This window comes from uncultured Mediterranea sp. (genome assembly GCF_902493215.1).
Taxonomy (GTDB): Bacteria; Bacteroidota; Bacteroidia; order Bacteroidales; family Bacteroidaceae; genus Bacteroides.
This window is the reverse complement of sequence record NZ_CABUOL010000005.1, coordinates 39,885-62,941: the sequence shown is the minus strand read 5'-3', so window position 1 is coordinate 62,941 and position 23,057 is coordinate 39,885. Positions and strand designations below refer to the sequence as shown.

General features: G+C 53.3%; 18 protein-coding genes. 9 read left to right on the top strand and 9 right to left on the bottom strand.

Annotated elements, in window-relative coordinates:
- Window positions 1–248 precede the first annotated feature (248 nt).
- The 5 genes from ileS to RDO88_RS04550 all read left to right on the top strand — a co-directional run bounded on the left by ileS (window position 249) and on the right by RDO88_RS04550 (window position 6,304).
- Window positions 249–3,737, top strand: coding sequence for an isoleucine--tRNA ligase (gene ileS / locus RDO88_RS04570; protein WP_307758255.1), 3,489 nt, complete (start codon window positions 249–251; stop codon window positions 3,735–3,737).
- Between the two features lie 54 nt (window positions 3,738–3,791).
- Entirely contained in the window at window positions 3,792–4,172 is a 381-nt protein-coding gene (locus RDO88_RS04565; protein ID WP_307758254.1) for a TraR/DksA C4-type zinc finger protein, read from the top strand.
- Window positions 4,173–4,275: 103 nt separating this feature from the next.
- Window positions 4,276–4,953 (top strand): lipoprotein signal peptidase, encoded by a 678-nt coding sequence (locus RDO88_RS04560; RefSeq protein WP_307758253.1) that lies wholly within the window; start codon window positions 4,276–4,278, stop codon window positions 4,951–4,953.
- Window positions 4,950–5,981 carry a DUF4296 domain-containing protein gene (locus RDO88_RS04555; RefSeq protein ID WP_307758252.1) on the top strand — a complete coding sequence of 344 codons (1,032 nt, stop codon included), beginning with the start codon at window positions 4,950–4,952 and terminating at the stop codon, window positions 5,979–5,981. The genes RDO88_RS04560 and RDO88_RS04555 overlap by 4 nt, the downstream gene beginning before the upstream one ends.
- Entirely contained in the window at window positions 5,978–6,304 is a 327-nt protein-coding gene (locus RDO88_RS04550) for a hypothetical protein (RefSeq protein ID WP_307758251.1), read from the top strand. The genes RDO88_RS04555 and RDO88_RS04550 overlap by 4 nt, the downstream gene beginning before the upstream one ends.
- Here RDO88_RS04550 and RDO88_RS04545 read toward each other — a convergent pair.
- The gene (locus RDO88_RS04545; protein ID WP_307758250.1) at window positions 6,255–7,028 is read right to left on the bottom strand and encodes a TrmH family RNA methyltransferase; all 774 of its coding nucleotides are present in this window, start codon (window positions 7,026–7,028) and stop codon (window positions 6,255–6,257) included. The two genes, RDO88_RS04550 and RDO88_RS04545, sit on opposite strands and share 50 nt — an antisense overlap.
- A 131-nt stretch (window positions 7,029–7,159) precedes the next feature.
- Here RDO88_RS04545 and RDO88_RS04540 point away from each other — a divergent pair, with 131 nt between their 5' ends.
- The 3 genes from RDO88_RS04540 to purT all read left to right on the top strand — a co-directional run bounded on the left by RDO88_RS04540 (window position 7,160) and on the right by purT (window position 12,368).
- Window positions 7,160–9,466: a BamA/TamA family outer membrane protein gene (locus RDO88_RS04540; RefSeq protein ID WP_307758249.1), complete on the top strand. Its 2,307-nt coding sequence runs from the start codon at window positions 7,160–7,162 to the stop codon at window positions 9,464–9,466.
- 176 nt (window positions 9,467–9,642) lie between these two features.
- Window positions 9,643–11,160, top strand: coding sequence for a DUF4301 family protein (locus RDO88_RS04535; protein WP_307758248.1), 1,518 nt, complete (start codon window positions 9,643–9,645; stop codon window positions 11,158–11,160).
- 41 nt (window positions 11,161–11,201) lie between these two features.
- Window positions 11,202–12,368, top strand: a complete 1,167-nt coding sequence (purT, locus tag RDO88_RS04530) for a formate-dependent phosphoribosylglycinamide formyltransferase (protein ID WP_307758247.1) — start codon at window positions 11,202–11,204, stop codon at window positions 12,366–12,368.
- 129 nt (window positions 12,369–12,497) lie between these two features.
- On the opposite strand, the gene ispE is transcribed toward purT, so the two are convergent.
- Window positions 12,498–13,325 (bottom strand): 4-(cytidine 5'-diphospho)-2-C-methyl-D-erythritol kinase, encoded by an 828-nt coding sequence (gene ispE, locus RDO88_RS04525; protein WP_307758246.1) that lies wholly within the window; start codon window positions 13,323–13,325, stop codon window positions 12,498–12,500.
- A gap of 236 nt (window positions 13,326–13,561) precedes the next feature.
- On the opposite strand from ispE, the gene dnaB reads away from it, so the two are divergent.
- Window positions 13,562–15,118, top strand: coding sequence for a replicative DNA helicase (gene dnaB / locus RDO88_RS04520; protein ID WP_307758245.1), 1,557 nt, complete (start codon window positions 13,562–13,564; stop codon window positions 15,116–15,118).
- 241 nt (window positions 15,119–15,359) lie between these two features.
- Here dnaB and RDO88_RS04515 read toward each other — a convergent pair whose 3' ends face one another.
- From RDO88_RS04515 to RDO88_RS04485, 7 genes are all read right to left on the bottom strand, one after another.
- Window positions 15,360–16,139, bottom strand: coding sequence for an N-acetylmuramoyl-L-alanine amidase-like domain-containing protein (locus tag RDO88_RS04515; protein WP_307758244.1), 780 nt, complete (start codon window positions 16,137–16,139; stop codon window positions 15,360–15,362).
- A gap of 2 nt (window positions 16,140–16,141) precedes the next feature.
- A complete protein-coding gene (locus RDO88_RS04510; RefSeq protein WP_307758243.1) occupies window positions 16,142–17,005 on the bottom strand; it encodes an alpha/beta hydrolase fold domain-containing protein in 864 nt (287 codons plus the stop codon).
- Window positions 17,006–17,015: 10 nt separating this feature from the next.
- A complete protein-coding gene (locus RDO88_RS04505) occupies window positions 17,016–19,007 on the bottom strand; it encodes an OPT family oligopeptide transporter (RefSeq protein WP_307758242.1) in 1,992 nt (663 codons plus the stop codon).
- A gap of 358 nt (window positions 19,008–19,365) precedes the next feature.
- The gene (locus RDO88_RS04500; protein ID WP_307758241.1) at window positions 19,366–19,755 is read right to left on the bottom strand and encodes a DUF1573 domain-containing protein; all 390 of its coding nucleotides are present in this window, start codon (window positions 19,753–19,755) and stop codon (window positions 19,366–19,368) included.
- An 89-nt stretch (window positions 19,756–19,844) separates the two neighbouring features.
- Complete coding sequence (locus RDO88_RS04495) at window positions 19,845–20,738, bottom strand: F0F1 ATP synthase subunit gamma (protein WP_307758240.1); 894 nt, start codon at window positions 20,736–20,738, stop codon at window positions 19,845–19,847.
- Window positions 20,739–20,831: 93 nt separating this feature from the next.
- Window positions 20,832–22,415, bottom strand: a complete 1,584-nt coding sequence (gene atpA / locus RDO88_RS04490; protein WP_307758345.1) for a F0F1 ATP synthase subunit alpha — start codon at window positions 22,413–22,415, stop codon at window positions 20,832–20,834.
- 78 nt (window positions 22,416–22,493) lie between these two features.
- Complete coding sequence (locus RDO88_RS04485; RefSeq protein WP_307758239.1) at window positions 22,494–23,054, bottom strand: F0F1 ATP synthase subunit delta; 561 nt, start codon at window positions 23,052–23,054, stop codon at window positions 22,494–22,496.
- Window positions 23,055–23,057 lie beyond the last annotated feature (3 nt).

Genomic DNA, 23,057 nt, shown 5'->3' with positions numbered 1-23,057 from the left:
GGCCGTTTGTCCGACAAAGTGTCAAAATGTCAAGGCTTCCGTCGGTCGGAGTTCGGAGGGTGTCGCAGGCCGTCGGGACAGAGCGGTCGCGGGGCGGGAAATGTTTTTCTTCTCTAAAACAACGCTTTTCTCCACTTTTTTTATAATTTTGCAGCCTTAAAACAGGAGGCAGGGCCCCAAGCGTCCGAAGCGGGCGTGGCCGGAGGCTTCCGACAAACAACGTTCAAAGTAAAAACAAAAATAAAACCATGGGTAAATTTGCCGAACATTCAAAGTTTAATCTATCGGAAATCAACAAGGAAGTGTTGAAGAAATGGGACGAAAACCAGGTTTTCGCCAAGAGTATGACAGAACGTGAAGGATGTCCTTCCTTCGTATTCTTCGAAGGACCTCCCTCGGCCAACGGTATGCCGGGTATTCACCACGTCATGGCTCGTACCATCAAGGACATCTTCTGCCGCTACAAGACGATGAAGGGCTTCCAGGTGAAGCGCAAGGCCGGATGGGATACGCACGGACTCCCCGTGGAACTGGGCGTGGAGAAGGCGCTGGGCATCACGAAGGAAGACATCGGCAAGACCATCTCCGTGGCCGACTACAACGCCGCCTGCCGCAAGGACGTGATGAAGTTCACGAAGGAGTGGGAGGACCTGACGCACAAGATGGGCTACTGGGTGGATATGAAAGACCCTTACATCACTTACGATAACCGCTACATCGATACCCTCTGGTGGCTGCTGAAGCAGCTCTACAAGAAGGGCCTGCTCTATAAAGGCTATACCATCCAGCCCTATTCGCCCGCCGCAGGTACGGGACTGAGCTCGCACGAGCTGAACCAGCCCGGCTGCTACCGCGACGTGAAGGACCTGACGGTGGTAGGCCAGTTCAAGATGAAGAACCCGAAGCCCGAAATGGCAGCATGGGGTACGCCTTACTTCATCGCCTGGACCACCACGCCCTGGACCTTGCCCAGCAACACGGCCCTCTGCGTCGGCCCGAAGATTGACTACGTGGCCGTGCAGACCTACAACGGCTATACGGGCGAGAAGATGACCGTCGTACTGGCCAAGGCTTTGCTCTATACGCACTTCAACAAAAAGGCCGAAGACGTTGCATTAGAGGATTATAAGCCCGGCGACAAACTGATTCCCTTCAAGGTGGTAGGCGAGTACAAGGGTACGGACCTCGTGGGCATGGAGTACGAACAGCTCATCCCCTGGGTGAAGCCCACCGAGCTGGACAACGAAGGCAACTGGCAGGAAGCATCGGCCAAGGCGTTCCGCGTCATCCCCGGCGACTATGTGACGACCGAGGACGGTACGGGTATCGTACACATCGCCCCGACTTTCGGTGCCGACGACGCCAACGTGGCACGTGCGGCCGGCATCCCTTCGCTGTTCATGATCAACAAGCGTGGCGAAACCCGCCCCATGGTGGACCTCACGGGTAAGTTCTACCTGCTGGACGAGCTGGACGAGAAGTTCGTGGCCCAGTGCGTCGATACCGAGGCCTACAAGGAATATCAGGGCCGTTGGGTGAAGAATGCCTACGACCCGCAGTTCACCGTCGACGGCAAGTACGACGAGAAGGCCGCCCAGGCAGCCGAGTCGCTCGACTTCTACATCTGCATGATGATGAAAGCAGCCAACCAGGCCTTCAAGATAGAGAAGCATGTGCACAACTATCCGCACTGCTGGCGCACGGACAAGCCGGTGCTCTACTATCCGCTGGACAGCTGGTTCATCCGCAGTACCGCCTGCAAGGAGCGCATGATGGAGCTGAACAAGACCATCAACTGGAAGCCCGAGTCAACGGGTACGGGACGCTTCGGCAAGTGGCTCGAGAACCTGAACGACTGGAACCTGAGCCGTTCGCGCTACTGGGGTACGCCGCTGCCCATCTGGCGCACCGAGGACGGCACGGAAGAGAAGTGCATTGAATCCGTAGAAGAACTCTACAACGAAATAGAGAAGTCTGTGGCCGCCGGCCTCATGACGGGCAACCCCTATAAGGAAAAAGGCTTCGTGCCGGGTGAATATACGAAGGAGAACTATGACAAGATAGACCTGCACCGCCCCTACGTGGACGACATCATCCTCGTTTCGAAGGACGGCAAGCCCATGAAGCGCGAGACCGACCTGATCGACGTATGGTTCGACTCCGGCTCCATGCCTTATGCGCAGATACACTATCCGTTCGAGAACAAGGAGCTGCTGGACAGCCATCAGGTATATCCCGCCGACTTCATCGCCGAAGGCGTTGACCAGACGCGCGGCTGGTTCTTCACGCTCCATGCCATCGCCACGATGGTGTTCGACAGCGTTTCCTACAAGGCTGTCATCTCCAACGGTCTGGTGCTCGACAAGAACGGCAACAAGATGTCCAAGCGACTGGGCAATGCCGTCGATCCCTTCTCGACCATCGAGAAATACGGTTCCGACCCCTTGCGCTGGTACATGATTACCAACTCTTCGCCGTGGGACAACCTGAAGTTCGACGTCGAAGGTGTGGAGGAAGTGCGCCGCAAGTTCTTCGGTACCTTATATAATACGTATTCCTTCTTCGCCCTCTATGCCAACGTCGACGGCTTCGAGTACAAGGAAGCCGATGTGCCCATGGAGAAGCGTCCCGAGATAGACCGCTGGATTCTGTCTCTGCTCAATACGCTGGTGAAGAACGTGGATGCCTGCTACAACGACTATGAGCCCACCAAGGCCGGCCGTCTGATATCCGACTTCGTCAACGACAACCTGTCCAACTGGTATGTGCGTCTCAACCGCAAGCGCTTTTGGGGTGGCGGCATGACCGAGGACAAGCTTTCGGCTTATCAGACCCTCTATACCTGCCTCGAGACGGTGGCCAAGCTGATGGCACCCATCGCGCCGTTCTATGCCGACATGCTCTATAGCGACCTGATTGCCGTGACCGGCCGCGACCAGGTGGTTTCCGTCCACCTCGCCCAGTTCCCCGTCTGCGACGAGACATTGGTCAATACCGAACTCGAAGCCCGCATGCAGGTGGCTCAGGACATCACGTCCATGGTACTGGCTCTGCGCCGCAAGGTGAACATCAAGGTACGCCAGCCGCTTCAGTGCATCATGATTCCTGTGGTGGACGAAGAACAGCGTGCCCACATCGAAGCCGTGAAGACGCTCATCATGAACGAGGTGAACGTGAAGGAAATCAAGTTTGTCGACGGAGCCGCCGGCGTACTGGTGAAGAAAGTGAAGTGCGACTTCAAGAAGTTGGGTCCGAAGTTCGGCAAGCAGATGAAGGCCGTGGCTGCCGCTGTAGCAGAAATGTCACAGGAAGCCATCGCCGAGCTGGAAAAGAACGGCTGCTACACCTTCAATCTGGACGGTGCGGAAGCCGTAGTCGAGGCTGCCGACGTGGAAATCTTCAGCGAAGACATCCCCGGCTGGTTGGTGGCCAACGAAGGCCGACTGACTGTGGCACTGGAAGTTACCGTTACCGAGGAACTGCGTCGCGAAGGTGTGGCCCGCGAGCTGGTGAACCGCATCCAGAACATCCGCAAGTCCAGTGGTTTCGAGATTACCGACAAAATAAATATTACATTGTCTAAAAATACGCAGACAGATGATGCGGTAAACGAATATAAAGACTATATTTGCAACCAGGTTCTGGCAACCTCGCTCACGTTGGCCGATGAAGTGCAGGACGGCACCGAGCTGAACTTCGACGACTTCTCGCTCTTCGTGAAGGTTGAAAAGAACTGAGAGTGAATGGAAAAGATAATTTAATACCGAAACAAACTAAACACATTTACAATTATGTCAGAAAAAACAAGGTACTCAGATGCTGAGTTGGAAGAGTTTCGCGCCATTATATTGGAAAAGCTTGAGTTGGCGCAGCGCGACTACGATTTGCTGAAGGCCAGCCTGACCGGTGCTGACGGCAATGATACGGATGATACGTCTCCTACATATAAAGTATTGGAAGAAGGTGCCAATACCTTGTCCAAGGAAGAGACGACCCGCCTGGCCCAGCGCCAGCTGAAGTTCATTCAGGGACTTCAGGCTGCCTTGGTGCGCATTGAGAACAAGACGTACGGCATTTGCCGCGAAACAGGCAAACTGATTCCGAAGGAACGTTTGCGTGCTGTGCCTCATGCCACGCTGAGCATTGAAGCCAAGAACAGCGGCAAGAAATGATTTGAAATCCTGACAGGCTATAGGGCTGGGGGCATGTCAATGAAAGGTTTGTTTTCCTTGACATGCCTTCTCCTGTAGCTTGTGCTTTTTTAGAACAGACGGAATGAAGAACTTTTGGACAAAGGGCCGTATAGCCCTGTTGGTGATATTCTCGGTCTTGATTGTGGACCAGCTGATAAAAGTGGCCGTAAAGACCGGCATGTACTGGCACGAAAGCATCAATGCCATCGGTTGGCTGTACGACAAGCTGGGTATTCAGGCCGAGCCTCCCACGTGGTTTTACATCTTCTTTACAGAGAACAACGGCATGGCGTTCGGTATGGAGATTGTCGGCAAACTGTTTTTGACGTCTTTTCGTCTTGTTGCAGTGGCTGTCATTGGATGGTTCCTCTACAAGTTTGTGCAGCACAAGATGAAGACCGGCTTTATTGTCTGTATCTCTCTGGTACTGACCGGTGCTTTGGGCAATATCATCGACAGCGTGTTCTACGGTGTGTTGTTCAATGAAAGTACTACCTATCAGCTGGCTACATTCCTGCCGGAAGGAGGCGGATACGCCCCCTTGTTCTATGGTAAGGTAGTAGACATGTTCTATTTCCCTATCATTGAAACCAACTGGCCGGAGTGGATGCCTTTTGTGGGTGGTGAACATTTTATTTTCTTCAGTCCGATTTTCAATTTTGCCGATGCTTCCATCAGTTGCGGCATCATAGCTTTGCTGCTCTTCTACAGCAAGTATCTGAATGAAGCCTATCATACAGTAATTCAACAACAGCAATGAAACTCAGGAAACGACTTCAGCGGAGTAGTACAGCAATGTTCCTGTTGCTGTCAATGGCAGCCTGTCAGGTGGAAAGGCCTGATACGGTGTTATCCGACGGGCAGATGGAAAATGTACTTTACGACTATCACATTGCCAAAGCGATGGGCGAGGAAGTGCCTTATGGTAAAAACTACAAGCGGGTGCTTTATGTGGAGGCTGCTTTCCGGAAAAATGGCATAACGAAAGCGCAGTTCGATTCGTCGATGGTGTGGTTCTCGCGCAATCCCGAAGTCCTTTCCAAGATTTATGAGAATGTCAACGCACGTCTGAAGGGCGAGAAAGAAAGTCTGGAAGCCTTGATTGCCTTGCGCGACAATAAACCGAGAACTTCGAAGGCAGGAGACAGCATTGACGTGTGGGCATGGCAGCGGTTGTATCAGTTGTCGGGCATGCCGATGGACAACAAAATCACGTTTACGCTGCCTTCCGACAGCAATTTCCAGGATAGAGATACATTGCGCTGGAATGTTCGTTTCGCCTTTCAGGGAGCGGATTATGACAGCTTGTCGGCTCCCGTTATGGCCCTGCAGATTCATTATAAGAATGACAGTATTGTAGGGGATATGCTCAGGATACTGAAGGCTGGTGAACATACGCTGTCTTTGCAGGGCGATACATTGGGGGCTATCAGGGAAGTGACAGGTTTCGTTTATTATCCGGAGCAGAAGGAACAGCGTCCGTTGTTGCTCAGCCGGATATCGTTGATGCGCTATCATTGTACGGATACGATGAAGGTGGCGGTGAAAGATACTTTGGCTCCGGTTTCGGGAAAGAAGGTTGAAACCGTTCCGGCTGCCGATACGGTAACGAAGAAACCTGCTGCCACAGAGACATCGGGTAGTACGGGTGCTGTCCGTGTACGTCCCAGACCTTCCTCTTCTGCTGCCGGCGAACAGAAACCGAAGCTTCAGAAGCCGTCCGTAGTACGCCCTGTGCAGAACAGTCAGCTGAAGTTGGATAAATCAGAAAAGAGAATCCGTCCATGATACGCTATGCGGCCCACTATGTATATCTGCCGGATTACGGTTTCCTGAAGCAGTATGTGGTAGAGATAAGGGAAGGACGTATCAGTGCCTTGTTCCCCCTTTCTTCTGAAATTGAAAATACGGAATGGCAACCGGGGGTTATTGCAATCGTCGCTTCCGAGGAAGAAGCACGCGGCCTTTCGTTCCGAAAGAAGAACCTGCTCGACAAGGTGCCTGCCGATGTTGTCGGCAGGCTGGCCGATAGGATGCCGGTCCTGCTCTTTCCTTTTGACTTTACAACGATGGTGCCTGTCGCCGGAACTCAGCACAGACTATTGCGGTAGCAATGGCAACGTTGAGCGATTCGGCTGTTTCGCGTCCGGCAGGAAAATTGGGAATATACAATCTGCGGTTTATCAGGCGGCTTACCTCCGGGCTGATACCGTTTCCTTCGTTACCCATTACAATCAGTCCATGGGTAGACAAGGTTTCGCCATACATGTTTTTACCGTCTAGGAATGTACCATAGACGGGAATATCCGCACCCAATGTTTGGATGAGGTCGGGCAGGGGCGTATAGTGCAGTTTCACGTGGGCGATACCTCCCATGGTGGCCTGCATGGCCTTGGGGTTGTATATGTCGGCGGTGTTGGGTGAGCAGAAGATATCTTCGATGCCGAACCAGTCGGCCAGCCGGACAATGGTACCCAGGTTGCCGGGGTCTTGTACGCCATCCAGTGCCAGGCAAAGGGAACGGCCGATGACGGAGGTATCGGTTGGATAGACGGGTTGTCTGAAGACGGCCAATACCTGTTGGGGCGTTTTCAGCAGGCTGGCACGCGCCAGCTCCTCTTCGCTTACTTCCACGATTTCATCAGCGGGCAGTTGTGAAGAGTGCTTGCCGGATGCAAACCATTCGGGAGTGGCTGCCAGCAACAGGCAGGGAAAGTGCCCCAACAGGTCGCCTACCAGTTTGTGTCCTTCGGCCAGGAAAACACCTTCGGCTTTCCGGTTCTTTTTCAGTTCCAGTGAACGGATGTACTTGATTTTATTCTTGCTCAGTGTCATATAGGCATGGGATTGCTTTTCCTGCAAAAGTACGTCAATATTTTCATATAATCAAAAACTCTTTGCGGTCAGTTGGTCTGTGTGAACTGAAAAATTACGTATCTTTGTGGCTGTTTAGTGCACATCCCGATATGAAGAAAGGTCTTTACAGCATATTGTTTGCCCTCGTCCTGTTGTTGGTGGCGTCTTGTTCTTCGACCAAGTACGTCCCCGACGGCTCTTACTTGTTGGACGACGTGAAGATACAGACAGACAATAAGGATGTGAAACCTTCCGACCTTTCCCTCTATGTACGTCAGGGACCTAATTCCAAATGGTTCAGTCTTTTCAAGACACAGCTGTATGTCTACAACTGGTCGGGAGCTGATTCAACCCGTTGGATCAACCGCTTGTTGCGCAAGTTGGGCGATGCACCGGTCATCTATCAGGAGGAGGAAACTTCCCACACCCGCGATGAGATGACCAAGGCCGTGCGGAATATGGGGTATCTGGGTGCTACAGTCGAGCCCCTTCGCTACGTGAAGAAAAAAAAGATGAAATTGGTGTATAAGGTACATACGGGCAAACCTTATATTGTACGTGATATCCGTTATGACATTCCTGATACCCTGATCTGGGGCTATATGCAGAAAGACTCCGCCCGGACATTGCTGTCCGAGGGAATGGTGTTGGATGTCAACCGGCTGGATGCGGAACGGCAGCGCATTACGGACTTGCTTCTGGAAAACGGATATTACAAGTTCAACAAGGACTATTTGTCCTATACGGCCGATACGGTGAAGAATACGTATTTGGTCGATTTGACCCTTCATCTGTCGCTGTTCAGGCAGCGGGGACGGGAGGAACAGCATCGGCAATATACTGTAGATAAAATAGGCTTTATTACAGACTATAACGTCTTGCAGTCTTCGGCTCTGAATAATATCGATGTGAACGACTCGTTGCATTACAATGGTTTCCCTATCTATTACAAAGACCGGCTTTATCTGCGTCCCAAAGTTCTGATGAATAATCTGCGCATTGTTCGCGGCAGCTTGTATAACGAGCAGCAGGTACAAAACACTTACTCCAGTTTCGGACGTCTGCAAGCCTTGAAATATACCAATATCCGTTTTTTTGAGACCCATCCCGACAGTGCGAGCCTGAGTGCATACGTCATGTTGACCAAGAGCAAGCATCAGTCTGTATCTTTCGAGCTGGAAGGAACCAACTCGGCTGGCGATTTGGGTGCTGCGGCTGCCGTATCTTTCCAGCATCGCAATTTGTTCAAAGGTTCGGAAGCCCTGACTTTACGTTTGCGTGGTGCATACGAAGCCATTTCTCCGTTGAATAGCGGATACAGTCAGGAAAACTATACGGAACTGGGTGCTGAAGCGACTTTGAACTTTCCGCGGTTCATGTTTCTTTTCCTGGACAATGACTTCAGACGGAGGATCAGGGCTACTACTGAGTTTGGTCTGCAATACAATTATCAGATGCGTCCCGAGTTTACCCGTATTGTCGCTTCGGGTAGCTGGAGTTACCGATGGGGCATTCAGCGGCAGCGTTCACAGCATCGCATTGACCTGCTGGACATCAATTATCTGTATATGCCCTGGATTGATCCGACTTTTAAAGAAACTTATCTTGATAAGGAGGGGAATGAAATTTTGGCATACAACTATGAAGACCGCTTCATTGTGCGTACGGGCTATACCTATACCTATAACAGCGCAGGGCAGGCCCTGACCAACAACACCCTGATTGGAAATTCTTACTCCATCCGTGTCAACGTAGAGTCGGCTGGTAACATTCTATACGGCCTGGCCAAGCTGACCGGGATGAAGAAAAACGAAGCCGGTGAATATACCCTGCTGAATATTCCGTTCGCCCAATATGTAAAGGGAGATTTCGATTATGCCAAAAATATCGTGATAGACCATCGCAACTCACTGGCTTTTCATGTCGGTGGAGGTATTGCCGTGCCCTATGGCAATGCCAGTGTAGTGCCCTTCGAAAAACGCTATTTCTCGGGAGGTGCCAACAGTGTCCGTGGGTGGTCGGTCCGCGAACTGGGCCCCGGTTCCTATCAGGGCGATGCCAACAACTTCCTGAACCAGTCTGGAGATATCAAGCTGGATGCGAGTGTGGAGTATCGCACCCGTCTGTTCTGGAAATTCCGTGGAGCCGTCTTTATTGATGCCGGTAACATCTGGACTTTGCGTGACTATGAGAGCCAACCCGGAGGACAGTTCAAGTTCAATCGTTTTTACAAGCAGATTGCTGTGGCCTATGGACTGGGATTGCGTCTGGACCTCGATTTCTTTGTACTTCGTTTCGATGGAGGTATGAAAGCCATCAATCCGGTTTATGAGAGCGGCAAAAACCGTTACCCCATCATCCATCCGGATTTCAGTCGGGATTTCGCTTTCCATTTTGCTGTGGGTTATCCTTTCTGACAGAGATTTGCTTTCTCTGTTCAGGGATTGAAAGACACTGTTTGGACAGATTGTCAGGCCTGAAGGTTTTCGTGTGCATATTTTTCTTCTTTTTCTTATTCCTCTTGCAGTTTTTTTGTATTTTTGGGCATTAAAAATAGAGATGTGAAAACTAATTTTATAATACTATAGATATTATGATGACACCACAAGACAAGGAAATGCTTGCCAAAAAAGGTATTTCCGAACAACAAATTGCCGAACAGCTGGCATGTTTTGAAAAAGGCTTCCCTTATTTGAAGTTGCATGCAGCTGCTTCCGTAGAGAATGGTATTATGGCGCCTGCTGCCGATGTGCAGAAAAAGTATCTGGATGCGTGGGATGCCTATATGCAGACCGACAAGGTTGTGGTTAAGTTTGTTCCCGCTTCGGGAGCTGCGAGCCGCATGTTCAAGAATCTGTTCGAGTTTCTGGGAGCTGATTATGATGCACCACAGACGTCTTTTGAGAAAACTTTCTTTGAAAAGATTGACAAGTTTGCCTTTTATGCCGATTTGGACGAGGCATGCCTGAAGACGACAGGTAAGAATATTGCCGCACTCATTGGAGAGGGCAGTTATAAGGCAGTCGTGTCAGCTCTGCTGGAAGCAGCCGGCTTGAATTATGGTGCTCTGCCCAAAGGTTTGCTGAAGTTCCATAAGTACGAAGACGGTAGTCGCACGCCGGTAGAAGAACATCTCGTGGAAGGCGCACTCTATGCAGCCAACAAGAACGGCAAGGTAAATGTACACTTTACCGTATCGCCCGAACACCGCGCTCTGTTCAAGGCACTGGTCGACGAGAAGGCGGCTGCTTATGCCAAGAAATATGGAGTGGACTACAATGTCAGCTTTTCCGAACAGAAAGCCAGTACGGATACCATTGCTGCCGATATGGACAACAAGCCGTTCCGTGACAATGGCAAACTTCTTTTCCGTCCGGGTGGTCATGGTGCCCTTATCGAGAACCTGAATGATCTGGATGCCGATATCATTTTCATCAAGAACATCGACAACGTGGTACCCGACAAGCTGAAGGGAGATACCGTCTTGTACAAGAAGCTGATAGCCGGTGTATTGGTAGCCCTGCAACAGAAAGTTTTTGCTTACCTGCAATTGCTGGATACCGGGAAGTATACGCATGACCAGGTGCTGGAAATCCTCCAGTTCCTGCAGAAGGACCTTCATTGCAAGAATCCTGAAGTCAAGAATCTCGAAGACTCCGAGCTGGCCATCTATTTGAAAAAGAAACTGAACCGTCCGATGCGCGTATGCGGTATGGTGAAGAATGTAGGTGAACCGGGGGGCGGACCGTTCCTGGCCTATAACAGTGACGGAACGATTTCCCTGCAAATTCTGGAAAGTTCGCAGATAGACATGAAAGACCCTGCGAAAAAGGAAATGTTCGAGAAGGGCACCCACTTCAATCCGGTTGACCTTGTCTGTGCCGTACGCGACTACAAAGGGCATAAATTTAATCTGGTGAACTATGTAGACAAGGCTACAGGTTTCATATCCTGTAAGTCGAAGAACGGTAAGGAACTGAAGGCGCTCGAACTGCCCGGCTTGTGGAATGGTGCGATGAGCGACTGGAACACGGTATTTGTGGAAGTGCCGTTGAGTACCTTCAATCCTGTGAAGACTGTCAACGACCTGTTGAGGGAACAGCATCAGTAATTTTGTGGGAGTTATATAATTTATAGAAGACAGATATTACAATGAAGAAAATTTTGTTATTGGGTTCCGGTGAGCTGGGGAAGGAATTCGTCATTGCTGCCCAGCGTAAGGGGCAATACATCATTGCCTGCGATTCGTATGCCGGAGCTCCTGCCATGCAGGTGGCAGACGAGTGCGAAGTGTTCAGCATGCTCGACGGTGATGCGCTGGAACGTGTAGTACGCAAACACCAGCCGGATATCATCGTGCCTGAAATTGAAGCCATCCGTACCGAACGTCTTTATGATTTCGAAAAAGAAGGTATTCAGGTAGTCCCCAGTGCACGGGCGGTGAACTTCACAATGAACCGCAAGGCCATCCGCGACCTGGCTGCCAAGGAACTGGGTCTGAAGACGGCGAAGTATTTCTATGCCAAGTCGCTCGACGAGCTGAAGGAAGCCGCAGCCAAGATCGGTTTCCCCTGCGTGGTGAAGCCGTTGATGTCATCTTCCGGTAAGGGACAATCGTTGGTGAAGAGCGCCGACGAGCTGGAACATGCCTGGGAATATGGTTGCAACGGAAGCCGTGGCGATATCAAGGAACTCATCATCGAGGAATTCATCAAGTTCGACAGCGAGATTACCCTGCTGACCGTTACGCAGAAGAACGGTCCTACGCTGTTCTGCCCGCCCATCGGTCATGTGCAGAAGGGGGGAGACTACCGCGAGAGCATCCAGCCGGCCTACATTGACCCCGCTCATCTGAAGGAGGCGCAGGAGATGGCCGAGAAGGTGACACGTGCCCTGACCGGTGCCGGTCTGTGGGGTGTGGAGTTCTTCCTGAGCCACGAGAACGGTGTTTACTTCTCCGAGCTTTCGCCCCGTCCGCACGACACGGGCATGGTGACACTGGCCGGAACACAGAATCTGAACGAATTCGAACTGCACCTGCGTGCGGTTCTGGGATTGCCCATACCCAACATCAAGCAGGAGCGTATGGGAGCCAGTGCGGTCATCCTTTCGCCCATTGCCAGCCAGGAGCGTCCCAACTATCGCGGCATGGAGGTTGTGACCGAAGCCGAGGATACCTACCTGCGTATCTTCGGAAAGCCTACCACACGCGTCAACCGCCGTATGGGAGTTGTGCTCTGCTATGCACCGCTGGGCAGTGATCTCGATGCCTTGCGCGACAAGACGAAGGCGCTGGCTGCCAAGGTAGAGGTATATTAATAAGGAGATATCTGCCTGCCGACTGATTGGCACGCAGATGACGCAGATTTGACAGATGACCGCAGATTATATAATAAGTCTGTGAAAATCCGTTCTTATCAGTGTCATCTGCGTGCCATCTTTTTTATTTCACTTCAGCGTCAGGCGGAACACCTGGCTGCCTGTGCCGAAGTCGGCATCGGGTAGGGATGTGCCGGGAGCGAACAGCCCATAGACCGACGAGCCCGAACCGCTCATCGAAGCATAGACAGCCCCTCGACGATAGAGTTCTGTCTTGATGTCGCCGATGGCTGGGAATTGCGGGAACACACTTTCTTCGAAGTCGTTCACCATGCAGTCCTTCCAGCTTTCTACCGGCTGGCCGATGATGTCCTTCAGATTGCGTTGCGGACGGCGTGGACAGATGCGGGCGAAGGCATCGCGGGTGGAAACAAATATATCCGGCTTTACCAGCAACAGCTGCCAGCCCGCCAGCGAGAGTTCTACGGGCGAGAAGATATTCCCGATTCCCTCGGCATACGTGGGGCGGTTGCGGACGAAGAATGCACAGTCCGCTCCCAGCCGTGCAGCATATTCCTCCAGCTGGTCGTCCGTCAGTTTCAGATTGTAAGTGTCATTCAGCAGCTTCAGCATGAAAGCCGCGTCGGCCGAACCGCCCCCCAGTCCGGCGCCCGAAGGAATGTGCTTGTACAGATAGATGTCTGCGGGGGGCAGGCCACAGGCTTCGTCCAGCAGCTTGTAGGCTTTCACCACCAGATTCTTGTCTGGGTCTCCTTCGATGGCCAGCCCGCTCTGCGAGAGCGAATACTTGCCCTCACCTTCCTCGCGGGGGCAGACTTCCAGCGCATCCTCCAGCGGGATGGGATAGAAGATGGTTTCCAGGTTGTGGTATCCGTCGGGGCGTTTCTCCGTGATGTTCAGCCCCAGGTTTATTTTGGCGTTCGGAAAGGTTATCATATTTGTTTCTTATTAAGATGTTGCGTGTACAAATGTAGCAATAAACCGCCGAATCGCCGCAAAATCGTTTCACAAAAAGCAGTGGATGGAGGGAGGGGCTGTCGGACCGCACTTCAGCGTTGCAAAAAAATAAGCAAGCCTATCTTTTTGTAGTGCGCTCAGTTTACACTATCTTTGTTTTCCCTTTCCCGCCGATGGGAGAGGTAACGAATATTAAACCGCTATATTTCAAGACCGTGGCAGAACAGAAACGAAACATACGCACGTCGCGCAGCAAGACGCCGCAGCCGGTGACCGACTACGGACGCATTCAGCCCCAGGCTCCCGAACTGGAGGAGGCCGTACTGGGCGCACTGATGATAGAGAAGGATGCCTATTCGCTGGTAAGCGAGATTCTGAGGCCGGAGTCGTTCTACGAACACCGCCATCAGCTCATCTACGCCGCCATCACCGACCTGGCCGTCAACCAGAAGCCGGTGGACATCCTCACCGTGAAGGAACAGCTCTCCAAGCGGGGCGAACTGGAAGAGGTGGGCGGCCCCTTCTACCTGGCACAGCTCAGTAGCAAGGTGGCTTCGTCGGCCCACATCGAGTATCACGCCCGCATCATCGCGCAGAAGGCGCTGGCGCGCGAGCTCATCACCTTTACCAGCAACATACAGACGAAGGCGTTCGACGAGACGCTCGACGTGGACGACCTGATGCAGGAGGCCGAAGGAAAGCTCTTCGAAATCTCGCAGCAGAACATGAAGAAGGACTACACGCAGATCAACCCCGTCATCTCCGAGGCCTACCAGCTGATACAGAAGGCAGCCGCGCGTACCGACGGTCTGAGCGGACTGGAGAGCGGCTTCACGAAGCTGGACAAGATGACCTCGGGCTGGCAGAACTCCGACCTCATCATCATCGCTGCCCGTCCGGCCATGGGTAAGACGGCCTTCGTGCTGTCCATGGCCAAGAACATTGCCGTGAACTATCACAACCCCGTGGCCCTGTTCTCGCTCGAAATGAGCAACGTGCAGCTGGTGAACCGTCTGATATCGAACGTCTGCGAGATACCGAGCGAGAAGATCAAGAGCGGTCAGCTGGCCGACTACGAGTGGCAGCAGCTGGACTACAAGCTGCGCGACCTGATAGACGCCCCGCTCTACGTGGACGACACGCCTTCGCTCTCCGTCTTCGAACTGCGTACCAAGGCCCGCCGACTGGTGCGCGAACATGGCGTGAAGCTCATCATCATCGACTACCTGCAGCTGATGAACGCCAGCGGCATGTCCTTCGGCAGCCGTCAGGAAGAGGTGAGCACCATCTCGCGTTCGCTCAAGGGACTGGCCAAGGAGCTGAACATCCCCATCATCGCCCTGTCGCAGTTGAACCGTGGTGTAGAGAACCGCGAAGGCGAGGAGGGCAAGCGTCCGCAGCTGAGTGACCTGCGTGAGTCCGGTGCCATCGAGCAGGATGCCGATATGGTCTGCTTCATCCACCGTCCCGAATACTACAAGATTTATACCTCGGCCGATGGTACCGACCTGCGCGGCATGGCCGAAATCATCATCGCCAAGCACCGTAACGGTGCGGTGGGTGACGTGCGCCTGAAGTTCATCGGGCAGTACACCCGCTTCCAGAATCCCGAGGACGACCTCGTCATTCCGCCTCCCAGCGATGGCGGCGGCGCTACCTTCGGCTCGCGCATGAATGCGCCGATAGGCAGCCCGTCCACACCTCCGCCGCCCACCGAGGCGGACTTCAATCCGTTCGGTGGAGTAGGAACGGACGGACCAGTGCCGTTCTGATGATAATATAAGCTTACAAAATAAAAACGGGCCTGACGGGCCCGTTTTTTGTGCGGTGAAGGATGGTTTCAACCCTAAAGGGGGTATGTTTCAAACATAGGGGTCGAATGTTTCAAACATACCCCCTCTATGTTTGAAACCTTCCAGAGAGGGATTGTTGTGTCGAGAGTACACAACGGGTGACATTTATGCTGATATTTGGTTGTTTTATTTTACAAATATAGTATAAGATGAAGGCCTCTTACTTTTCATGGGGTGTCATCCGAAGTACCCGTACGCCCGTCCAGCTTTTGTTCAGTGGGAACATTTGGGCGAACGACCCTTCGGACAGGACTACCTGCTTGCGGCTGGAAGAGGCGTGGAGCAGCTTCAGTTGCCCGTCGCGATGGCAGGCAAAGCCGAGGTGAACCACGTCCAGTCCGGCGATGCCGGTGGTGATGCAGAAGATGTCGCCGTCCTTAATCCAGGCAGGGCCTTCGTCGGTGATTTTCTCCTTGGGCAGGTAGTGGACGAATCGGCCGAAAAGCTTTTTCTCGACCGCTTTCATCTTTTCTACATTCTCGGGCGACTGCTTCAGGTGGCGGTAGGCGTCGGGATGGGTGGACATGAAAGAGAGTTGCAGGAGCATGGTGTCGGGGCTGCACCGGGCTGTGACGTCCTCGATGAAGCCGTTCTGCACGCCGCTCTCTATCCATTCGGCAATGTAGTGCAGGCGCGAGGTGTAGCCGTCAATGCGTCCGTCACGGTAGCGGATGCGCTTCAGGTAGTCTTCCATCTTCCCGCCGCGGGTGTCGGCCAGCGACTGCGCCAGCACGTATTCCACGAACGTGGTGCAGTCCACTTCTTCCAGGTTGACCACCAGCTGTTCTTCGTCGTTCACTTCCAATGTGTGGGCCACATAGGGCTTGCCCAGGTAGGTGAGGGCATGGTCCAAAACAGACTGACAGCCGGGCGCCTGGGCGCCGGCTGTCAGGGGTAGCAGGGCTGCCATGAGCAGCAGTATGCGGATAGCCGATTTCATTGTCAGTCGAATTTAAGTCCTTCACGCAGCCATTTCTCCAGTTCGCCCGTCCACTGGCGCTTGTAGGGGAAGGCGTCGCGGAAGCCCCAACCGTGGCCGCCCGTAGGGTAGACGTGCAGCGTGGCCGGCACCTGGTGCTGGAGCAGGGCTTCGAAATAGTGAATGCCGTTGGCGGGCGGAACCGAGCGGTCGTCGGCCGAGAGCACAAGGAAGGCCTGCGGGGTGCGTTCGTTTACTTGTTTCTCCAGTGTAAACTTTTCCGTCAGTTCCTGCGATGGCTCTTTGCCCAGCAGGTTCTGGCGCGAACCGCCATGCGTCACGCCCGTCTGCATGGAGATGACAGGATAGAGCAGTATCTGGAAGTCGGGGCGCGTCTCCTCGCTGCTGTAGAGCGTGGCCAGCGAGGCTGCCAGATGGCCTCCGGCCGAAGCGCCCATGATGCCGATGCGGTCCGGACGGATGTTCCATTCCTTGGCATGCCGGCGCACGAGGCGGATGGCCTGTTCGGCGTCGCTCAGCGGCACTTCGTAGTGGCCGTTGGGCATGCGGTACTTCAATACGATGTAAGTGATGCCTTGTGCGTTGAGCCAGGGAGCCATGTCGTGGCCTTCGTGATTCATGGCCAGAAGAGCATAGCCGCCTCCGGGACACATGATGATGGCCATGCCGTTGGGCTTTTCGGCTTTGTAGACGGTGACGGAGGGAGTGCTCACATGAGACACCCTGCCGCCGTCCAGCATTTCTTCCGCTCCGCTCAGGCCGTTGCTGTTGGGTGCTCCGGCGGGCCAGAGCGGAAGTTCCATTGTATTTTGAGCTGATAACATGGTTGCTACAGATAATAAGACAGAGAAAATGATTGTCTTCATGGCTGTTTCACTATTTGGTTTTCATGGATGCCTTGATGAAGTAGAATATCAGGACGGCATAGGCCACGAGTGCCACAATCTGCGACCACGGATTGGCAATCCAGCCATCGTTGACCAGGTTGATACCGCCGAAGCGCATGCCTGCGCTGACTACACCCATCAGTGCACCGCCGGCGATGAAGCCCGAAGCCAGCAGCGTGCCTTTCTCGCCGCGTTCGGCATTGACCTTGGCATCCTTGCTGCGGGTTGTCACGTACCAGTTGATGGCACCGCCCACGAGCAGCGGAATGTTCAGTTCGAGCGGGATGAACATACCCAGGGCGAAGGCCAGTGCGGGCACCTTGAGCAGGGTGAGCACGATGGCCAGCACGGCACCGATGCCGTAGAGCAGCCAGGGAGCGGCCACACCGTTCATCAGCGGTTCGATGACAGCTGCCATGGCGTTGGCCTGCGGGGCAGCCAGCTGGCCGCTGGTGAAGCCGTAAGTCTTGTTCAGGATAATCATCACACCGCCTACCGTGGCTGCCGATACGATGGTGCCCAGGAACTTCCAGGCCTCCTGCTTCACGGGAGTCGTTCCCAGCCAGTAGCCTATCTTGAGGTCGGTGATGAAGCCGCCTGCCATCGACAGGGCCGTGCAGACCACGCCGCCCATCACCAGTGCAGCCACCATGCCGCCCGGGCCTTTCAGGCCGACGGCTACCATAACTACCGAAGCCAGGATGAGCGTCATCAGCGTCATGCCCGATACGGGGTTCGTACCCACGATGGCAATGGCATTGGCTGCTACGGTGGTGAAGAGGAAGGCGATGCCTGCCACGAGCAGGATGGCTACGACGGTGTGCAGCAGGTTGCCCTGCATCACGTCGAAGTAGAAGAAGAGGAACACCAGCACCAGCGTGATGAGTGAACCGATGGCGATGAACTTCATCGAGAGGTCGCGCTGCGTGCGGATGACGTTGGCTTCGGCCTTCGACTTGCCGCCCATTTCCTTGGCAGCCAGACCGACGGCGCTCTTGATGATGCCCCACGACTTGATGATGCCGATGATGCCCGCCATGGCAATACCGCCGATACCGATGCTCTTGGCGTAGTAGGTGAATATCTGTTCGGCTGACATCTGGCCCACGGTCTGGGTGATTTCAGGATTCCACTGGTTCAGCACGGCGTCGCCCCAGAAGATGGACATGCCGGGGATGATGAGCCACCACACGGCCAGCGAGCCGAAACAGATGATGGCGGCATACTTCAGGCCGACGATGTAGCCCAGACCCAGCACGGCGGCGCCCACGTTCACCTTGAACACCAGCTTGGTCTTCTCGGCCAGCATCTCGCCCCACGAGCAGAAGCGGGTGGTGAAGTTCTCGTTCCACCAGCCGAAGGTGGCCACGATGAAGTCATACAGACCGCCTATCAGGCCGGCTGCCAGCAGCGGCTTGGCCTGGTTGCCGCCCTTCTCGCCCGACACGAGCACCTGCGTGGTGGCCGTCGCTTCGGGGAAGGGATACTTGCCGTGCATGTCGCTGACAAAGTATTTGCGGAAGGGGATGAGGAACAGGATGCCCAGCACGCCACCCAGCAGGGAGCTGATGAATACCTGGGCAAAGGTCACGGTCACTTCCTCGGGATAGCTTTCCTGCAGAATGTAGAGGGCAGGGAGAGTGAAGATGGCACCGGCTACGATGACGCCCGAGCTGGCGCCGATGGACTGGATGATGACGTTCTCGCCCAGGGCATGCTTGCGCTTGGCGGCACTCGAGACGCCGACGGCAATGATGGCGATGGGGATGGCGGCTTCGAACACCTGGCCCACCTTCAGGCCCAGATAGGCAGCTGCGGCCGAAAAGAGGACAGCCATGCAGATGCCCCACGACACCGACCATACGTTTACTTCGGGATACTTCTTGTCCGGACTCATCAGCGGGTTGTACGTTTCGCCCGGTTTCAGTTCGCGGAATGCGTTTTCCGGCAAACCGGTCACTTGTTCTTCTTCCTGTTTCATAGTAGAATGTTTGATATTGTTTTTTGATTAAATGAATAGGCCATATACTCCTTGTTTTTTGTGAGGTCAAAGAAAGCAAAAAAACGGGAGGTGTCAAAATAATCAGTGCTATAAATGCGGTGCGGCAGATGCAGGCTGTGCGGTAAAGAGATTTTCGGGGAGCATTCTGATAAAAAGAAAAAAGTTGTCTCAAAATAGAAGGGTATTATCAAAACACAATGTCATCCTGAACAAAGTGAAGGATCTCAATACACAAACAACTGTTTTCAAGATTCTTCACTACGTTCAGAATGACATTGTATTAGTACTTCTCTATTATAAGACAACCTCTTCGGTTATGATGTTGTATGTCGTTCCTTTATTTTTCGGCTTTCGGCGTCATGTCTCCTTCGATAAACAGGCGCATCAGCTCGGTTTTGGCATTGGTACGCACTGTTATGGACTTCTTGAAGTGGCCGGGATATTTGCCGGTACCGTTATAGGTCACCTTGATGGTACCCTTCTTGCCGGGAAGCACAGGCTCCTGGGTATATTCGGGAACGGTGCAACCACAGGAAGCTACAGCCTGGTGGATGACCAGCGGAGCGTCGCCGATGTTGGTGAATGTGAAGACACAGCTTACTACCGGTTTCTCCTCGGGGAATGTACCCAGGTTGGCCGTGGTCTTGTCGAACTTGATTTCAGCCTGTGCCATGGCATATCCCATGCCCAACACGGCAAATAACATATACAAAAATGCTCTCTTCATGTTTTCTACACTTTTTCAGATTACTATGGCGGCAAAGATAAGCTATTTTCCTGTAAATAGCCTGCCTTTCGGGGATTATTAGTATTTTTTTACCTCAGGCTACCGCCGATAATATCGAGCAGTTCGTTTGTGATGGCCTGCTGTCGGCTCTTGTTGTATTGCAGTGTCAGGTCCTGAATCAGTTCATTGGCATTGTCTGTCGCAGCCTGCATGGCCAGCATTCGGGCGGCATGTTCGGATGCATTGGAATCCTGCAATACGGTGAACACCTTTTGGCACAGCACCTTGGGAAGCAGTTCGGCTATCAGTTCGCCGACCGACGGTTCGACAATGTAGTCATTGTTGTAGGAAGCCATTTCCTTCTTGTCGGGGTGCATGGCCACCTGCATGGCCATTTGTTCCAGATCGAGGGGAAGGTAGTTTTCCTTTGTCAGCACCTGCGATCCCATGGACTTGAAGTGGTGGTAAATCAGTACGACGCGGTCTACAGCCTTCCCGGCATACAGTGCCATCAGCTGTTCGGCCAGCTGGTAAGCCTCGGTATAGGACGGTTTGTCGGCCATATCCTGATAACTGCCTTGCGGGGTATATCCCAGTTTTCTGACGGCTTCTTCCACTTTTTTGCCCACCGGGTAGAGGAGAATGTTTTCTTTGCCGAGCGTGCTGTATTCTTCCAGCGTATGTTCGAGCATTTTCACCACGTTGGAGTTGAAGGCACCGCACAGCGAACTGTTGGACGAAAAGACGACGACGGCAACTTTCGTTACGGGGCGTACTTCGGTATAGGGAGATTCCACTGTAATGTCGGTTCCCAAAAAGTTCGTCAGGATTTCGTTCAGTTTCTGCTGGTAGGGATACATGTTTTCAATCTGTCCCTGCGCCTTGTGAAGCTTTGCAGAAGCCACCATCTTCATGGCCGAAGTGATCTGACGGGTACTTTTTACAGAATTGATTCTATTTTTTACCTCTTTGAGTGAAGCCATTTCTGAATGATTATGAATGATATATCGGGGATTCCGGGTTATAACCGCAAGACCTGTACCGGTCTGTACGGATATAACCCGAAATCCGTCTGTTTATGAGAATTGACGGGCTACCATTTCGGCTGTCTCCTCCAATTTCCTGCATACATCGTCGTCGATGACACCTTTCTTGAGCACATCGAGCACGTCTTCCCGGTGGCTCATTTCGAGTGAATCGAGGAAACTGCGTTCAAAGTCGCTCACTTTGGCCAGCGGAACGTTTTTCAGCAGTCCGTGTGTGCCGCAGTAGAGGATGGCAACCTGCTTTTCGACCGGCATCGGGCTGTACTGGGGCTGTACGAGGAGCCGCGTGTTCTTCTGTCCTTTGTCGATGGTGAGCGCCGTAACGGGGTCCATATCGCCGCTGAATTTGGAGAAAGCTTCCAGTTCGCGGTATTGGGCCTGGTCTATCTTCAGCGTACCGGCCACCTTCTTCATGGCCTTGATCTGGGCATTACCGCCCACACGGCTTACCGAGATACCCACATCGATGGCGGGGCGGTTGCCCTGGTTGAAGAGGTTGCTGTCAAGGAATATCTGGCCGTCGGTAATGGAGATAACGTTGGTCGGGATATACGCCGAAACGTCGCCGGCCTGTGTCTCGATGATGGGCAGGGCTGTCAGCGAACCGCCGCCTTTGACTTTTCCCTTCAGGCTGTCGGGCAGGTCGTTCATCTGGGCAGCCACTTCGGGCTGGTTGATAATCTTGGCGGCACGCTCCAGCAGGCGGGAGTGCAGGTAGAAGATATCGCCCGGATAGGCTTCACGTCCGGAAGGACGGCGCAGAATCAAGGATACCTCACGATAGGCCACGGCCTGTTTGGACAAGTCGTCGTAAACGACCAGCGCATGACGGCCGGTATCGCGGAAGTATTCGCCGATGGCTGCACCGGCAAACGGTGCGTAGTATTGCAGGGCGGCAGGATCGCCGGCCGTTGCGGCCACGACGATGGTATAGTCCATGGCACCATACTGGCGCAGGGTATTGACGATGGTGGCAACGGTAGAACCTTTCTGACCGATGGCTACGTAGATACAGTACACGGGATCGCCCGCTTCGTAGTTGGCCCGCTGGTTGATGATGGTATCGATGGCAATAGCTGTTTTTCCTGTCTGGCGGTCGCCGATAATCAGCTCACGTTGTCCGCGGCCGATAGGAATCATGGCGTCTACTGCCTTCAGGCCCGTCTGCAACGGTTGGTTGACCGGCTGCCTGAAGATGACGCCGGGGGCTTTGCGCTCCAGCGGCATTTCACAGAGCTCGCCGCCTATCAGACCTTTGCCGTCGAGTGGTACGCCCAGCGGGTCGATGACACGCCCCAGCATACCTTCGCCCACCATAATGGAAGCGATGCGCTTGGTACGCTTCACGGTGAACCCTTCCTTGATTTTGTCGGTAGGTCCCAGTAGCACGGCACCTACATTGTCTTCTTCCAGGTTCATTACGATGGCTTTGATGCCGTTGTCAAACTCAAGCAGCTCATTGGCTTCGGCGTTGTGCAGTCCGTAGATGCGGGCCACACCGTCGCTTACCTGAAGCACCGTACCGATTTCGTCCAGCTGGACGCGGGTATCAATGCCTTCGAGCTGTTTGCGCAAGACGTCGGATACTTCGCTTACTTTTATATTTTCAGACAACATTTGTTTTGCTATTTTACAGATTACTTTATTTACAAACTCCGAAACCTGCAGTCCCTCAGTCCGAACAGGGAAAGGTTATACGATTCGCCGGTTCTTGTCTATGAACTGCTGTTTCACTTTCTTGAGCTGGGTAGCTATGCTGGCGTCCAGCCGATAATCGTTGATGTCGAAGACAAATCCACCTTCAATCTCAGGATTGACTTCTGTCTGCAGTTCCATGTGTGCGTGCAGAAGGGAAGAGGCGGTCTGGCGGATGCGTTCCTCCACTTCCTGGCTGACCGGTATGGCGGTTGTCAGTTTGGCGGTACCGATATGCTTCTTTCTGCGATACAGTGTCTGGAACGACAGGCTGATGTATTGCAGGAGCCCTTCACGCCTGTTTTTCTGTATCAAGGCGACAGAGCGCTTGAATTCGTCGCTGGCCGGTTGTTCGCCGGTTGCTGCCGTACAGACAAGCTTGAACTTGTCATCTGCAGAGAGAATGGGGTTCAGCAGAGCGGCTCGCAGTTCGGGATGTTTCTCGAAGCTTCGGGCCAGTGTGCTGAATTCTCTGTACATCACATCTTCCTTGCCACTGTTGTAGGCATAGTCGATCAATGCTTTTGCATATCGCATGGAAACAATTCCTATATCCATCTT

Coding starts and splice junctions, on each gene's coding strand:
- ileS (WP_307758255.1), top strand. CDS start 249: ATGGGTAAATTTGCCGAACATTCAAAGTTTAATCTATCGGAAATCAAC.
- RDO88_RS04565 (WP_307758254.1), top strand. CDS start 3,792: ATGTCAGAAAAAACAAGGTACTCAGATGCTGAGTTGGAAGAGTTTCGC.
- RDO88_RS04560 (WP_307758253.1), top strand. CDS start 4,276: ATGAAGAACTTTTGGACAAAGGGCCGTATAGCCCTGTTGGTGATATTC.
- RDO88_RS04555 (WP_307758252.1), top strand. CDS start 4,950: ATGAAACTCAGGAAACGACTTCAGCGGAGTAGTACAGCAATGTTCCTG.
- RDO88_RS04550 (WP_307758251.1), top strand. CDS start 5,978: ATGATACGCTATGCGGCCCACTATGTATATCTGCCGGATTACGGTTTC.
- RDO88_RS04545 (WP_307758250.1), bottom strand. CDS start 7,028: ATGACACTGAGCAAGAATAAAATCAAGTACATCCGTTCACTGGAACTG.
- RDO88_RS04540 (WP_307758249.1), top strand. CDS start 7,160: ATGAAGAAAGGTCTTTACAGCATATTGTTTGCCCTCGTCCTGTTGTTG.
- RDO88_RS04535 (WP_307758248.1), top strand. CDS start 9,643: ATGATGACACCACAAGACAAGGAAATGCTTGCCAAAAAAGGTATTTCC.
- purT (WP_307758247.1), top strand. CDS start 11,202: ATGAAGAAAATTTTGTTATTGGGTTCCGGTGAGCTGGGGAAGGAATTC.
- ispE (WP_307758246.1), bottom strand. CDS start 13,325: ATGATAACCTTTCCGAACGCCAAAATAAACCTGGGGCTGAACATCACG.
- RDO88_RS04515 (WP_307758244.1), bottom strand. CDS start 16,139: ATGAAATCGGCTATCCGCATACTGCTGCTCATGGCAGCCCTGCTACCC.
- RDO88_RS04510 (WP_307758243.1), bottom strand. CDS start 17,005: ATGAAGACAATCATTTTCTCTGTCTTATTATCTGTAGCAACCATGTTA.
- RDO88_RS04505 (WP_307758242.1), bottom strand. CDS start 19,007: ATGAAACAGGAAGAAGAACAAGTGACCGGTTTGCCGGAAAACGCATTC.
- RDO88_RS04500 (WP_307758241.1), bottom strand. CDS start 19,755: ATGAAGAGAGCATTTTTGTATATGTTATTTGCCGTGTTGGGCATGGGA.
- RDO88_RS04495 (WP_307758240.1), bottom strand. CDS start 20,738: ATGGCTTCACTCAAAGAGGTAAAAAATAGAATCAATTCTGTAAAAAGT.
- RDO88_RS04485 (WP_307758239.1), bottom strand. CDS start 23,054: ATGGATATAGGAATTGTTTCCATGCGATATGCAAAAGCATTGATCGAC.